This is a genomic window from Rothia mucilaginosa, from assembly GCF_901875305.1.
Taxonomy (GTDB): Bacteria; Actinomycetota; Actinomycetes; order Actinomycetales; family Micrococcaceae; genus Rothia.
The window spans coordinates 68829-83468 of sequence record NZ_CABFLY010000007.1 but is presented as its reverse complement, the minus strand read 5'-3'; the positions used below and the strand labels follow the sequence as shown (position 1 = coordinate 83468).

General features: G+C 59.4%; 11 protein-coding genes. 8 read left to right on the top strand and 3 right to left on the bottom strand.

Annotation, left to right across the window (positions count from 1 at the left end; genetic code table 11):
* Positions 1-196: 196 nt before the first annotated feature.
* Positions 197-1594 (bottom strand): galactokinase, encoded by a 1398-nt coding sequence (locus tag JX292_RS08360; RefSeq protein WP_204863358.1) that lies wholly within the window; start codon positions 1592-1594, stop codon positions 197-199.
* A 276-nt stretch (positions 1595-1870) separates the two neighbouring features.
* Positions 1871-2473: a TetR/AcrR family transcriptional regulator gene (locus tag JX292_RS08355; protein ID WP_204863357.1), complete on the bottom strand. Its 603-nt coding sequence runs from the start codon at positions 2471-2473 to the stop codon at positions 1871-1873.
* Between the two features lie 292 nt (positions 2474-2765).
* Between JX292_RS08355 and JX292_RS08350 the strand changes: the two genes are divergently transcribed.
* The 4 genes from JX292_RS08350 (at position 2766) to JX292_RS08335 (ending at position 6647) form a co-directional block, all read left to right on the top strand.
* Complete coding sequence (locus JX292_RS08350) at positions 2766-3659, top strand: biotin synthase (protein ID WP_204863356.1); 894 nt, start codon at positions 2766-2768, stop codon at positions 3657-3659.
* Positions 3660-3907: 248 nt separating this feature from the next.
* A complete protein-coding gene (locus tag JX292_RS08345) occupies positions 3908-5644 on the top strand; it encodes a cation:proton antiporter (RefSeq protein WP_204863355.1) in 1737 nt (578 codons plus the stop codon).
* Between the two features lie 172 nt (positions 5645-5816).
* Positions 5817-6314 carry a hypothetical protein gene (locus tag JX292_RS08340; RefSeq protein ID WP_204863354.1) on the top strand — a complete coding sequence of 166 codons (498 nt, stop codon included), beginning with the start codon at positions 5817-5819 and terminating at the stop codon, positions 6312-6314.
* A 9-nt stretch (positions 6315-6323) separates the two neighbouring features.
* Positions 6324-6647, top strand: a complete 324-nt coding sequence (locus JX292_RS08335; protein ID WP_204863353.1) for an ATPase — start codon at positions 6324-6326, stop codon at positions 6645-6647.
* A 303-nt stretch (positions 6648-6950) separates the two neighbouring features.
* Here JX292_RS08335 and JX292_RS08330 read toward each other — a convergent pair whose 3' ends face one another.
* Complete coding sequence (locus JX292_RS08330) at positions 6951-7814, bottom strand: PRD domain-containing protein (RefSeq protein WP_204863352.1); 864 nt, start codon at positions 7812-7814, stop codon at positions 6951-6953.
* A 299-nt stretch (positions 7815-8113) separates the two neighbouring features.
* On the opposite strand from JX292_RS08330, the gene JX292_RS08325 reads away from it, so the two are divergent.
* The 4 genes from JX292_RS08325 (at position 8114) to JX292_RS08310 (ending at position 14546) form a co-directional block, all read left to right on the top strand.
* Positions 8114-8857 carry a response regulator transcription factor gene (locus JX292_RS08325; protein WP_204863351.1) on the top strand — a complete coding sequence of 248 codons (744 nt, stop codon included), beginning with the start codon at positions 8114-8116 and terminating at the stop codon, positions 8855-8857.
* Positions 8858-9016: 159 nt separating this feature from the next.
* On the top strand, positions 9017-10678 hold the full coding sequence (locus tag JX292_RS08320; RefSeq protein ID WP_204863350.1) for a sensor histidine kinase: 1662 nt from the start codon (positions 9017-9019) through the stop codon (positions 10676-10678).
* 153 nt (positions 10679-10831) lie between these two features.
* A complete protein-coding gene (locus JX292_RS08315; RefSeq protein ID WP_204863349.1) occupies positions 10832-11533 on the top strand; it encodes a TetR/AcrR family transcriptional regulator in 702 nt (233 codons plus the stop codon).
* A 211-nt stretch (positions 11534-11744) separates the two neighbouring features.
* Entirely contained in the window at positions 11745-14546 is a 2802-nt protein-coding gene (locus tag JX292_RS08310; RefSeq protein ID WP_204863348.1) for an MMPL family transporter, read from the top strand.
* Positions 14547-14640: the final 94 nt, after the last annotated feature.

Sequence of the window (14640 nt, the reverse complement as noted above, 5' to 3'; positions counted from 1 at the left end):
CAACAGAATAATTGTGGCTTATCCAGAGGTTATTGTGATGCGAGGGAGCGAAGCGGCGAGATAAAACTCGCAGGAAACTTTCAGATAAGAATAGCGTTCAACACCGCTATACCTATCTACAGGACGGGCTAATACCCGAAAAACGGGGCTCCCGCGAGCCTCAACACCAACCGCGACGAAGACACCTCGCAAGCACCTAATTCACAGGAATATCGGTCATATCGGCCGCCGCCGACCAGTCATGCGAAGCCGCAAAACCCGCCGTCATCGGCAAAAACCGCGGGGCCGCATAGCCGTGCAGCGCATAACTCGTCGCAACCGCCTGAGCCGCCTCCTCCAGGCGCTCGGTCGAGATGAGCGCCATCACCGCACCACCAAAACCACCGCCCACAATGCGCGCACCCAACGCCCCATACTCCAGGCACACACGCACCGCCTCGTCAATCTCCGGGCGAGAAACACACAGCTCATCGCGCATCGATACAAACGACTCCGTAAAGATACGGCCAGCCTCATTGAAAGCCACCAAGCCCAGCTCATCAGCATGTTGCAGAAGATAGCTCGCACGACCCACCAACGTCATATCGTGAAAAGCATGACGCACCCAGCCGCGCGGGAACAAACAAGGACGCCCCGAATCCTCCAAAGCATCCAGGGCACGGTTCACCGAAGAATCCACCAGCTCGGCACGCCAAGCCTTCGCGGAACGCGCATCCATGCCCTCACACGAAAGATCCTCAGGCAGAGCATCACGCAGAAAATGCAAGCCCAAGGCCTCAGCACACGCCTCAGAGGCCGCGCGCCGCGCCGTGAATCCACCGTCCGTCAGCTCGTGCGGGGTGTTCGTATCAATCACCAAAAAGCTCAGACCGTGCTGGGCAATATCCACCCGCACCGGCTCAATCGAAAAGTCTCGAAAATCAATCACCAATGCCTGCTCCGGATGCGAACGCAACGAAGCCGTCTGATCCAGGCCACCCGTCTGCGCACCAGCCACCTTATTCTCAGCCGTAATACACACCTGAGCCAGACGGGCCCGCAGATCATCATTATCAGCCGCCGCCTCATCTGTTTCCGGACAGTCCGGACGCAAAGGGCAAGAAAGCTCAAGCAACGCAAGCGCCGTCGAACACTCCAAAGCCGCCGAAGAAGACAAACCACCACCCACCGGAACACGGGAATTGATAAGAAGGTCCGCTCCGAACGCGTCGGGGAGCATGATGTCGCGTCCGCCCTCCTGATTCATCGCCCAAGCCACGCCCGCCACATACGTGAACCAACCCTTCAAATGACCAGGCTGAATATCACGCACCACCACCGTGCGCTCATCCCCCGGCATCTGCAGCGAGGAAGCGCGCAGCACCCCATCACGGCGCAGAGCACCCGCAATATATGTGCGGTAGGGCAGAGGCATCGGCAAACACGAGCCCCCCAGAAAATCAATGTACTCGCCCAGCAGGTTCAGGCGGCCCGGCGCCGACCACACGCCGTCCGGCTCATAGCCGTAGGCGGTAATAAACTCCTCACGGACGCGGGCAATCTCCGCGCTGTGGCTGGGGAAGGCCGCCCACTGGGCGGTAGCGGTCATGGACATCGGGACACCTCGCTTGCGCCCCGCAGGGCATACGGAATCTGTGCGGTACCTCTTTGCGCCGAATGCGCCCGGAACGCGCAACATAGTCTAGAGGTATCCCCTCTAGACTACGGCAGAAGGGCCACCCGGCTCGAGTCATGAGCGGTTTTGGGGCGGTGCCGACAGTAAACACTCGGATACCGTGTCACGCCACGGGAGGCGAAACACAACGCAAAAGCCCCGCACCATAACGATGCGGGGCCTGCACAATAGATGCTGAGAAAGCAAATACGAGGGTTAGCTCTCCTGAACGTACGGGGGCTGCACGACCATCATCACGTCAATAGCCGACTGCAAATCCCTGCGATAACGGTTAAAAGCATTCTCGATGAGCGGAACATCGCCGCTAGCTACCGCCTCCTGAGGAGAAATGAGCGGCAACGTCTGGTACTCTTCCACCAGACTCAGTGCGGTGTGGGTCAGCAGACGGGCACGGCGCAACGCCTCCGCGTGACCCATGCCCAGCGACTGAAATTCGTGAGCCATAGCCACCACCGGCTTCAGCTCCCGCGGGTGCAGAGTCAAGCTTAGACGGACCACCTCGGGGCACTCACGGATGGGGTACAGCAACGAGAAGAGCGTGTCACCGCGACGAATCATGGAAGCGCGCACGGCCTCTACCGTCGGCTCAGCCTCTTCATACATCGACTTCGGGGCGCGGGCCAAGATATAGTCCGCCAGCAGGATGAGCAGTTGCTGCTTGTTCTTCACGTGGTAGTACAAGGCGCCGGGAGCCACGTGAAGCTCCTGAGCGAGTCGGCGCATCGAAAGGTCCGCCAGGCCGTAGGTCGCCAAGACCTCGTAGGCGGTATCTAGAATCTTTTCACGGGAAAGTACCACATCTCTATTTTAGGGTGTTTGATGTACTGCCCCCGACATCATGCGCCGACTGGAAAACAGGAAAAGCGTAAATCATGCGAGAGAAGCATCGTAATAATTGGTGATTCTCACGGTTGAGAGATAAATGTTTCGCGTTCTATAAGCAACTTCAATATTAGGTGCACTTAAGAATATAGGTAGCGCGAGACATACCACGCTCTGGGCATAAAAATGCGTTTAAAGCCCCTAAAAACCGCCAATGCAGGGGAACCTTGCGAGCGCACTTATAGCGCGCGGGTGTTTAATAGCCGTTATGAGCAATGCATTTTCTGAACTAATCGAGCGGGCAGGCTCCGAACAGCCCCTGACCCGCGATGAGATCCACACCCTCCTGGTGGACGGGGAGGGCCAGGACTTCGCCCTCATCGAAGCTGCCTCCGTCGTACGCCGCAACGAATTCCGCAACATGATTGCAGTCCACACCGAGAACGAGGAACTTGCCGACGCTCTAGGCACTCGCTCCATCGCCGTGGACTCCTACGACGTTCTTGACATCTCCCGCGACATCGACTCTGAGGAACTGGCCGAAGCTATTGAGCGCATTGCCGCTTCCCCTGCTGTTGGTGTGACCGTGCTCCTGCCGAAGAACGCAGTGCCCATGATGCTCATGCGTGTGCTGTCGATTCTGCGCCTGGCTGCCCCCTCTAAGGTGATTCACCTGCCCGAGGGCTACGAGCAGTCCCTGCGCTCGCTGACTTCCCTCGCAATGCACGTGGTCAGCGCCATTACCATTACCGACGATATTGAGCAGTGGCCCATGGTCAACGAGATTCTGAAGTCTCTGCGTCACGGCGGCATCGTTATCTCCGGTACCGGTGGGCGCGATGCCCTCGCCGGCTACCTGCGTTATCTTTCCGACCTGGGTGTTGATCTGATGGGTCACCGCGAAGCCCGCGGCTCTGCATGCGGCTCCGTGGGCGGCGGCTGTGGCTGCGGCTCGGGTGGATGCGGCGGCCACGAGGAGCCTTCCTCCGGTGGTTGTGGTTGCGGTGACGGTGGATGCGGTTCCTCCGCTGAGGCTGAGGGCCACGGCCACTCCCACGGTGAGGGCGGGTGCTGCGGTGGCCACGACGAGCCTGAACCCGTTGCTGAAGAAGCTCCCGCTGGTGGCTGTGGATGCGGTGCTGGTGGTTGCGGCTCTAAGTAGCCCACCAAAGCAGCTCTCCTCGAGCAATATATTCTAAATATAGAAAGTTTCCCCTAGGTGCCTCATGCTAAACAGAGGTGCCTAGGGGAAACTATATATTCCGTATTGGGTATTGGGCTGTAAGGTGAAAGAAAAGGGGGATATGAGCGCCAGAATCACCTCACCCCAAAAGCCGTGTATCGCCCTCCGGTAGAGTAGTAGATATAGCCGACTGAACCTAGCCGTGCGAAAGGAACAATACCGGACCAATGCTTTATCTTTCCGTCATCGTCATCATTTTGCTGGCGACCGTGTTCATGGTCAGCGTGGGTGACCGTCTAAACCTTCCCTGGCCGGTCATGATGACCCTGCTGGGTGCCGCCGCGCTCTTCATCCCTAACCGTCCGGAGCTGACCATCGACAGTGACATCATCCTGCCGATCTTCCTTCCGCCGCTACTGTGGGCTATTGGTATCAAGTTCTCCTGGGGAACCCTGCGCCGCCGCTGGAAATCCGTCCTGCTCTACTCGGTCCTGCTGACCTTCGTCTCCGCCCTGGCTATTGCCGGTGCCGCCATGTGGTGGGTGCCCGGCATGACTATCGCCGTCGCCCTAGCCGTCGGCGCTGCCGTCTCCCCGCCCGACCCCGTCGCCGTGGAGGCAGTCGCCGAGCCCGTCGGCATCCCCCGCCGACTCATCGGCACCCTGCAGACCGAGGGTAGCTTCAACGACGCTATTGCAATCGTTCTCTTCCACGCCGCAATCCACTCCATGACCAACGGACATCACATCGACCCGCTTTCCGTCCTCAAAGACTTTGCACTCGGTTCAATCCTCGCGGTCATCATCGGCTACGTCTTCGGCTGGCTTGGCGGCTACGTGCGCCAGCGCGCCCACGACGTGGTCACCAGCAATGCCGTGACCCTTGTGATCCCCTTCGGCGCCTACCTCGCGGCTGAAAGCGTGCACGCCTCCGGCGTTATTGCCGTGGTTATCGGCGCTATCCAGTTCACCAGCACCAAGTACATGGCGGCACTCGAAGCGGAAGAACGCCTCTCCTCCACCTCCTTCTGGCAGCTGATCGAGCTGCTCATGACCGGCGTGGCCTTTGGCCTCATCGGCCTGCAGGCAAGCAACATCATTGCTACCGCCGACTCCACCCGCATTACCAGTCTCTTTGTCGACGGAGCTATGGTCGCGATGGCAGCCATCCTTGTGCGCCTCGTCTGGTTCACCCTCATATGGCTTGCGGGACGCAAGAACCCCATCCACGAGGGAGCCCCCGAAAGCTTCGCCGAAGTTATCGTCATGACCTGGTCAGGTATGCGCGGCCTCGTGACCCTGGTTCTGGCCTTGTCTATTCCTGTGGTCAACGGCACCGAACAGATTCGCCAGGACGCTATCGTCATGATGATTTCGGTCCTCTTCTTCACCCTCGTGCTACCCGGACTCACCCTGCCTCTGCTCGTGAAGGTTCTGGGCGTACGGGCCAACCACGAGGAAGAAACCGCGGTGCCCGAGTTGCTCAAAATTGCTCAGGCCGCCGCCTTGGATGCGCTACAGGCCGAAGCTAAAACCACCACCGACCCCGAAACCTATGCCCGTCTGAAGGAAATGTGCGCCGCCATTACCCGCCGTGACGAAATCAGTGAGGCGCTACCCGAAGAGTACAAGCAGCATATGCAGAGGCTGAAGGATAAGCGCAGTGACTTCGTGCGATTGCGTGACGCCGCCCTGACGGCCGCGCAGAATGAGGTGATTGCGGCTCAGGACCGCTACGATGCCCACGACGTGACCCGTGTGGTCCGCAAGCTGGATATCCTGGCCCAGGCGGAGAGTATCCGCTCATCGGGTGCGTTCATTCTGCCCGCTATGACGGCCGGTGCGGTGGCACTGGAGCGTTACAACCTGTGGAAGCAGTATCAGGATGCCCCGAGCACCCAAATCATCCCGGTTGTGAAGAACGCGCCTTCTTCGCCTCTGCCCTCCGCGGGGGAGAGCGCCTAACCCTCTCAGGGAGGCTAACAGCAGGACGGCAGGTCTGCCGGTGCTTGTGCCGGGGTAGATATGCCCTGGAGCTGGGAAAAGGAAGACTAACGCTCAACCATCACCTAAAATGAGACAGGAAGCGTTGAACACGCTGTAGCTCTCTCAAACTCACATTGCATTGAAAGTAGACATGGACTTCAAGACTCTCTCGCCCGCGTACCTGACCTCCCTTGGCGCGATTTTTTGTGGTGCGCTCTTGATCGGCTCCTCAACCCCCTGGGTTCTGTGGCTGGGATGGATTCTGCTGATTGCCGCCTTGTGCCTGAACGTTGTGGCGGTGCTGCTCTCGGTCGGTAAGGCGAAGGGTGACCCCGTTCCGGCGCTTGTGACGAACCTGGACGGGCTGGAGTCTACCGTTGAGACCCGCATCCGTGAGCGTGCCGAGCAGCGCCGCGAAGACCGCGAGCGCCGCGAGGAAGAAGAAGCTCGCGCTGCCGAACAGCCTTCGGAGGTGCAGGATCAGGAAGCCGAACAGGATCACTCCGCGACGGCTCAGGACGAGGCGCGCGAAGAGGAACCCACCGAGTCCCAGCCGGTCGTGCAGGCTCCCGCTGGTCGCCTGGGCGTGCTACCTTCTCGCGCCCGCGCCGCCGGTCGTGCCCCGAAGCCCCGCTCGAACGTTCGCTAGGTGGGCGTCATGAACACGAAGTTTCTGCTGTCCCCGGCGTACCTGGTCTCTATTGCTCTGTTGCTTGCGGGTGCGGTGCTTTCGGGTGGCCGATTCATGCTCGTCGGGTGGATTTTGTGCATCTTGGGCGTGGGCCTGAACGCCATGACTCTGGTGGTGCTGACCAACCGCGAGCAGCTCTACGCGATGGATGCTCGCGCGGCCGCCGGTGCGGTGCGCCGCGGTTTCTCGGAGCGTTCGGCACCCGTGGTGCAGCGCGTTAAGCCCGCCTCTGAAGGGCCTGCTGAGGGTCCCAAAGAGCAGGGTACCTCGGCCGTAGAGGAGAGTCGCTAAAGCGTCTCCGGTCGCGGGACTGACCTCGGTTCGGAGGTCGACCCAATAGCTATCGTGAAGGACCCCTTCGAGCTAAAAGGCTCGAGGGGGTCCTTCACATCATTTATTGGTCGCCGGCACGACAAGCGTAGGCTCCGTGGTGGCGCCGGTCTGGCGGCACTTCGCCAGAAACCGCAAATTTTAAAAATTACTCGACGCGCTAACGCGCGACAGGGGCACCTGCCAAATCAGATATTCATAATTCTGGACACTTACAACACGCTAAGCCGCGTTCAACGGCCACGCCCCGGCCGGTGTCGTCCGCTACTCCTGGATACCCCACATTTCGCGGGCCAGGCGGGCGATATGAATGGTCAGATAGGTCAGCTCGTCCTGGGTTAGCGAATGGTTCAGCTGCATCTGCAACACCAGCAGAACCCTCTGCGCGCAGGCGAAGGCGCGAGGCGCGTCCGCGCGCAGGGCCGCTAGAAGGCTCGGCTGTGAGACGCTATCAATTTCTGGGGATTCGCCCTCGCGGCTCGCCCGTACGAACAGGTACCGCAGGTGCGTGATAAAGCGTGCCGCGCTCACAGAGTCCGGGTCGAGTGTGCGTTCGTAGCTGGCCTCGATAATCTCGAAAACCTGCGCAAACACTTCCGTCATGCGGAACGCCTGTGACATGTCCGCCGTCGCAAATTGCGCGTTGACCAGGTGTAGTGCCAGCGGAATGGCTTCGCCGGGATCCACCTGAACCTGCAGGTGCTCGTGCACCGCGGCAATTACCGAGCGACCGTACTCTACCTCGCGCGGGTACAGGAGCGTCACCTCGGGGGCGAGCGGGTAGTCCACCCGCACCCCCTCGCGGGCACGTATCACCGCGTAGTGCAGGTGGTCGGCCAGCGGAATAATGAAGGAGTTCGAGAGCTCCAGCACCCCGTCAGCCCGCACGCGCGATTCCAGTCCCGTGGCAATAGACAGGATTTCGGCGGGAATCTCGGAAAGGGTGAGGCTGAGGCGCTCACCCGACATGCCCCGCTCGGGTACAAAAGTTTGCTCAATCGCGGCAGAATCAACAACCTGGCCTTTACGCTTACCGAAGGCAATACCGCGACCAATCACGACGGCCTCCTGGCCCAGATGATTCACGGTGAGGGCGACATTGTTGTTGTAAATACGGCTGATGCGCATACGCCCTCCTTTGCGATGATGCGACGGTTGTGCGATGGTCGTCTATTGGTGCGTAACGTTCGGGAAAAACACCGATGGTAGCGCCTCGACACGTAATTGAGTGTTACCTAATCTAGTACAAATTTTACAGAAGAGAGCGGCCGGCTGAAGAAGGCACAGACTGGTTTGCCGGAAGATTGCCGGAAGAGAAACTCCGCAATCTGTGCCTCAGCTGTGACCGACACATGCGTTCCGTATGTTTGTCGCGAAAATATACATTCGGCGCACCCGCGTGAGAATCCTCGCGGTACCCTAGACCTATGAGCAGTAAAGCAACCGAAATCGCCAAGAACCTTCCCGCCCTCGAGCACCCGGACGGCAGCCCCATCCGTGCCCTCGTCGTCGACGATGAGGAGATGCTCAAGGAACTCGTCAGCATGGGCCTGAAAATGATCGGCTGGGATGTGCAGTCCGCCGGAGACGGCCCCTCCGCCCTGGCTATTGCCCGCGATTGGCGGCCCGATGTGCTGGTGCTGGACATCATGATGCCCGGCTTCGATGGCCTGGAGCTGCTCAACCGCATCCGCAAGTTCTACCCCGAGGTGCCCTGCCTGTTCCTGACCGCTAAGGATTCGGTGGACAACCGCATCGAGGGTCTGGCGGCTGGCGCCGATGACTACGTGACCAAGCCCTTCTCGATGGAAGAAGTCATGATCCGCCTGCACCGCCTGGTGCAGCGCTCCGGCGTTGCCGCCATTGACGACGCGGAGCTGGTGGTGGGTGATCTGGTACTGAACCAGGACACCCGCGAGGTCACCCGTGGTGGCGAGCAGATTAACCTCACCGCAACCCAGTTCGACCTGCTGCGCTACCTCATGGAAAACGCGAAGCGAGTGGTGTCGAAGAGCCAGATTCTGGATAACGTCTGGAACTACGATTTCGGCGGCCAGGCCAATATTGTCGAGCTGTACATTTCGTACCTGCGTAAGAAGATTGACGTTGGTCGCGAGCCGATGATTCACACGGTGCGCGGTGCTGGTTACGTGCTGCGTCCGGCGCTGTAATTCGACGTAGTTTTTCAAGGTATCGGAACGGGCTGATGCTGTCCGTTCTGCATTATCTGCTCAGATGGCGCGGTATGTTCCGGAGTATCCGACTATCCCCGGAAATACCGCGCCATATCAGTTGTATTCCGTATTGAGAATGTAGAAAGAAAGGTGTTTATGAGTGCCTACACGCCCGGCGACTCCGGCTCCCCCGATGCCGAGCCCACCCGTCGCCTCCGCACCAGCGATACTCGCGCTGAATGCACCGGTATTGGGCACGTCGCCTCCATGAAACACCTCTACATTCGCTTTCGTGCGGCCTGGCGTAGCATGAAGAACCCCGAGGCTTCCCCCGAGGAAATGGGGTACGTGCCGCACCTGCGCTCGCGCCTCATTGCCATCCTGGTGATGGCGCTCGGCGTAGCCTGCCTCATCATTGGTCTGTCGACCTATGTCACCTTGCAGAACTCCCTCTACCAGCAGGCCGAGAGTAACCTCGAGGAAACCAGCCATCGCGTGGCGCACCCCACCTCACGCGACGGCAAGCAGCAAGAAGTGGAATGCGACAACCTGAAGAAGGATAAGTCCACCTTCGCGCCCGGTCAGGCTTCGGGAACCCTCATTACCTGCGTGGACTCCGAAGGGTCGATAGAAATCGCCAGCAAGCTGGGTAGTGACGGTACCATCCGGAGCCTCTCGCCCAACGACCAGGTAACCCTCGGGACGCTGGCTCTGAACTCCAGTAAAAGTGAAGAGCGCGAGGTGACCTTGGAGGCGGGCACCTACCTTATCCAGATCACCCCAAAGGCAAATAGCAGTTCCGACGCCCAGGTGGTCGGCATTCCCCTCAGCAACGTGCAGCAGACCCTCACCATCTTTGTGATTGTTGTGTCTATTGGTTCAATTGCCGTGATGGTGGGTGCGGGCGTGGCTGGATCCTATATTATTCGCCGTACCATGAAGCCGCTCGAACGCGTTTCTGCTGTGGCGACGGATGTGGCGCACCTGGACCTTGAGGAACACACGATTTCATCGGCTGTGCGCGTGGACCCTCGTGATTCTGATCCTCGTACTGAGGTTGGCGCGGTGGGTTACGCCCTCAATCAGCTGCTGGATAATGTGAACTCGGCGCTGGAGGTGCGTGAACGGACTGAGCATCAGATTCGTGCCTTCATTGCGGATGCCTCGCATGAGCTTCGTACGCCGCTGGCGGCCATTAAAGGCTACTCCGATATGCTCCGATGGACTGAACCGCTCAGTGAGTCGGGTCAGTCTTCGCTCGCGCGTATTGATTCGCAGACCGAGCGCATGTCTCGCCTCGTGGAGGATTTGTTGACCCTCGCGCGCCTGGATGAGGGGCGCGAGCCTAAGCTGGAGACCGTGGACCTGACGGAGCTGCTCGTCGAGTGCACTTCGGATATGCAGGCGGCTGCCCGCACCCATGTGTGGCATTTGGATGTGCCTCACGAGCCTGTCGAGGTGGTGGCGGACCGCTCGCAGATGCAGCACGTCATTCTGAATCTGCTTTCAAATGCGCGTAAGCACACGGATGAGGGAACGCGTGTGATTGCGGGGCTTTCGGTGGATCATGCTCACCGGGAGGCGGTGGTTTCGGTGGCGGATAACGGACCGGGTATTGATCCGGAGTTCTTGCCGAAAATTTTTGATCGTTTTACGCGCGCGGATAAGGCGCGTTCCGGTTCGGAGGGAACGACTGGCCTGGGTTTGGCGATTGTTCAGGCTATTGTGCAGGCGCATGGCGGTTCGATTCAGGTGCAGAGTCAACCTGGGCATACTGTCTTTATGGTGCGGTTGCCTCTGGAATCCGCCGAATCGTAGGGTGCGGCGGGGTCGGGGCGGTAAATCCCGGATGAACATTGCCGTGTAAAGTTTCAAGCTACACCTGAGAGTTATTTCCCAGAGTGCAGATATGTGGTGAATCTAACCCGCTTATTATTTGCTGGCAGTGCAAATTGCACGTATTGTGAAACTATGGCAAAACTCGTTGAATCCCCCGCAAACATTGCAGATAAGCGCTCTGCCCGCAAGGCGGAGAATCGCATCGCAATTGTCGAAGCTGCAGAATCCCTCGTCCTTGAAGGCGGCTACGGTGCGCTGAACGCCGAAGCGCTCGCCGAACGCGCCGGCGTCTCCCGCCGCACCATCTTTAACCATTTCGCGTCCGTCGACGACGTGTTGGTTACCCGCCTTAACCAGTACTTCAACCGCATCTTTGAAGAATGCGACTTCACCATCTCCGGTGAAAACGCAAGCATGGAAGCCGAAATGCTCTCCATCGCCCGTAACGTTTTCATGAGCAGCACCCTGGAGGAGTACATCGCTCCCTTCGCCCAGCTGCTCTACGCGCTCGAGATGGACAGCCCCGCAAAGTTCGAGGAATACTCCCACGTCATCCTAGAACGCACCTACGACATCTTCTTGGAGAAGTACCTCGAGGCCTACCCCGACCTGCCCTACCTGCGCGTCGCCGTGTTCGCCTCGAACCTCTCCGAAACCATCGGTGAGGGCGTCTACTACTACCTCACCCGCGCCGAAGAAATGACTGCCAAGGTCGCGGCAGAAGCACCCGAAGGAACTCCCGTTGAGGCGCTCGCCATTGAAGCATTGCGTCAGTGTGTGCTTGAGGCCCTCGGCTACCTTGGTCGCCTGGTTCAGGGCGAATTTGCGGCCTAGAATCCCGCAAGGTTAACGCTGAATATTCTCACCCCGGGGGCCTCGCCATGAGGTTCTCGAGGTGGGGTATTTTTTACCCCAAAACCAGTACCCAAAACCAGGGAACACCAGCGTTCATGTCATGGGGAAACCATAGAATAAGACACCGCGTCTAGAGGCGTCGAATCTGCCACTCCATTCCACAAACCACTCAGCTTTCAAGGAGTATTTCATGGCAACCTGGCTCTACCGTATCGGTGAAGCCGCTGCCCGCCGCGCCTGGGCGGTTATCCTCATCTGGGTGTTCATCATTGCCGGCGTAGCGGGTGCCTACGCCACGTTCCACGGCAAACTCAGCAACACTTTCACCATGCCCGGAACGCAAACCCAGCAGCTCTCCGATGAGCTCGCCCAGCGTTTCCCGAGTGCTAACCGCGGCTCCGGCCAAATTATTCTCACCACGGGCAACGGTGCAGCCCTCACCGAGGAGCAGAAGCAAGCATTCTCCATCGCACTGAAGAAGCTCACTAGCGAGGTTCCATCCGTGGACGCGGTCACCGACCCGTTCACCACCACCTCCAAGCTTGCGGAGGCAAAAACCCAGCTCGACGAGGCGCACGCCAAGATTGATGCCGCCCCTTCCCAGATTGAGGAGGGTAAAAAGCAGTTGAGCACCGCCGCCTCCCAGATTGAAGAGGGTACCAAGCAGATTGCCGAGAGCGAGAAGAAGCTCGACGACTCGCAGGCGCAGATTACGTCCGGGCAGGAGCAGCTCACCTCCGCGCAGAAGCAGCTGGATGACACGCAGGCGCAGCTGAAGAGCGGCTACACCCAAGCGGAGGCGGCAGGCTCACCCGCCGACACGATGGAACAGCTCAACACCCAGCAGGCGCAGCTGACCGAGCAGCAGAATGCTCTCAACCAGCAGCGTGACACCCTCGCCGAGAGCCAGAAGCAGGTCGATGCGGGCCGCGCAGAAATCGCCTCCAAGAAGGAAGAACTGGCCGAAGGTCAGAAGAAGCTGGATAAGCAACGCGACCAGCTGCAGAAAAGTGAGCGTGAACTGCCGGCGCAGCGTGAGCAGCTGGAACGTCAGCAGAAGCTGTACGACTTCGCTGTCGGCTACCGTATGGTCTCGGAGGATCAGTCCACGGCGATTGCGACCGTGTCGTTCAAGAAGAAGATTTTTGAGGTTCCATCAGCTGACCTGCAGAAGGTCATGTCTGATATCGAGTCGGCGAACCTGCACGGGGCGATTGTCCACTTCGACGCGAACCTGAGCGAATCTGCACTTGGCGGCGGGTCGCACACCGGCGAGGTGGCGGGCATGGTCATCGCCTTCATCGTGCTGATGGTTATGCTCGGCACCCTCGTGGCGGCTGGCCTGCCGATTCTCATGTCCCTGGTGGGCGTGGTGGTGGGTGTGCTTGGCACGCTCTCCCTGTCCTCCATCGTTCAGATGAGCTCCACCGCCTACACCCTGGGCCTGATGCTCGGCCTGGCGGTCGGCATCGACTATTCCCTGTTCATCCTGAACCGCTACCGCACGAACCTGCTGGAGGGTATGCCGAAGAACCGGGCGATTGCCCTGGCGAATGGCACGAGTGGTAATGCTGTGATTTTTGCGGCGAGCACCGTGATCATTGCACTCGTGGCGCTGAACGTGACCGGTATTCCGTTCCTGGGTGTGATGGGTAATGCTGCCGCGTTCTGTGTGGTTGTTGCCGCCCTGATTGCGGTGACTCTCACCCCGGCGGTGCTGTCCCTGGCGGGCACTAAGGTGATGCCGAAGAAGCTGTGGGCTTCCATCGATACCCCACAGAAAATTGTGGAACGTCGCGCGCAGGATGCGGAACGCACCGAGAAACCGAACGGTTGGTTGCGCCTCGTGCTGGCGCGTCCGCTACTGACTCTGGTGGCCGGTTCGCTGGCGCTGCTGGCGGTTGCAGCCCCCATGTCTCAGATGCGCCTGGGCCTGCCGGACGCCTCGAACTATCCCTCCGATAGCGCCGCGTACAAGTCGTACGCGCTGGTCAAGGACAAGTTCGGTGAGGGTATGAGCGCCCCGCTGGTTGCGGTCGCGCACACCCCCGCGAACATGAGCGAGGAGCAGGCTCAGCAGGCGCAGATTGATATCGCCTCTGCGGTGAAGGAGCGCGGTGGTGCGAACGTGCAGGCCGTGGTTCCCGGCGGTATGACCGATGATCGTACCCTCCTGATTTTCCAGGTGATTCCTGCCCATAGTGCAAGTTCCGTTGAGACCGAAGAGCTCGTCCACGAGCTACGTGCTGTGACCGTTCCGGTTCAGGGTTCCGAGGTATCTCTCGGCATTGCGGGTCAGACGAGCGGCAATATTGATGTCTCTGAGGTGCTCGCCCAGAAGCTACCCCTGTACCTGGGCGTGGTGATGGGCCTGTCCTTCTTGGTGCTGATCCTGGTGTTCCGCTCGATTATGGTTCCGCTGGTTGCCTCGGTGGGCTTCCTCTTCTCGGTGCTGGCGAGCTTCGGTGCTGTGGTGTCGATTTACCAGCTGGGCTTCATGGGTTCTCTCTTCGGGGTGGATCACCCGGGTCCGGTGCTGTCCTTCCTGCCGACCCTGCTGATCGGTATTCTCTTCGGTCTTGCTATGGATTATCAGATGTTCTTGGTGACCGGCATGCGTGAAGCGTACGTGCACGGTAAGGATGCGGTGACCGCCATTGTGAGCGGCTACAACCATGCTGTGCGTGTGGTGGTGGCTGCCGCGATCATCATGATTTCGGTGTTTGGTGGCTTCATTTTTGCTGATTCGACGATGATCCGCCCGATGGGCTTCGGTCTGGCGTTTGGCGTGCTCGTGGATGCGTGCATTGTGCGTATGACGCTGACCCCGGCGGTTATGGCGCTACTGGGCGATAAGGCGTGGTGGATGCCGAAGTGGCTGGACCGCCTCACCCCGAATATGGATGTTGAGGGTGCCGCGCTGAGTGAGAAGATGCGCGAGAAGATTCAGTATGAGCGTGAGTCTACCTTCGATGGCTCAGGGAACCGCTAAAGTAATAGTGTTGCGTTTGTGCGCCATAGCGCACTTTGAAGACTAATACGAGACGAAAGGGCAGGTGCAGGGCGATGAGGAACCGCGCGAGTAT

Excerpts from the sequence above, each read along its gene's own strand:
- JX292_RS08360 (WP_204863358.1), bottom strand. The coding sequence starts at position 1,594 with ATGTCCATGACCGCTACCGCCCAGTGGGCGGCCTTCCCCAGCCACAGC.
- JX292_RS08310 (WP_204863348.1), top strand. The coding sequence starts at position 11,745 with ATGGCAACCTGGCTCTACCGTATCGGTGAAGCCGCTGCCCGCCGCGCC.
- JX292_RS08315 (WP_204863349.1), top strand. The coding sequence starts at position 10,832 with ATGGCAAAACTCGTTGAATCCCCCGCAAACATTGCAGATAAGCGCTCT.
- JX292_RS08345 (WP_204863355.1), top strand. The coding sequence starts at position 3,908 with ATGCTTTATCTTTCCGTCATCGTCATCATTTTGCTGGCGACCGTGTTC.
- JX292_RS08335 (WP_204863353.1), top strand. The coding sequence starts at position 6,324 with ATGAACACGAAGTTTCTGCTGTCCCCGGCGTACCTGGTCTCTATTGCT.
- JX292_RS08325 (WP_204863351.1), top strand. The coding sequence starts at position 8,114 with ATGAGCAGTAAAGCAACCGAAATCGCCAAGAACCTTCCCGCCCTCGAG.
- JX292_RS08340 (WP_204863354.1), top strand. The coding sequence starts at position 5,817 with ATGGACTTCAAGACTCTCTCGCCCGCGTACCTGACCTCCCTTGGCGCG.
- JX292_RS08320 (WP_204863350.1), top strand. The coding sequence starts at position 9,017 with ATGAGTGCCTACACGCCCGGCGACTCCGGCTCCCCCGATGCCGAGCCC.
- JX292_RS08330 (WP_204863352.1), bottom strand. The coding sequence starts at position 7,814 with ATGCGCATCAGCCGTATTTACAACAACAATGTCGCCCTCACCGTGAAT.
- JX292_RS08350 (WP_204863356.1), top strand. The coding sequence starts at position 2,766 with ATGAGCAATGCATTTTCTGAACTAATCGAGCGGGCAGGCTCCGAACAG.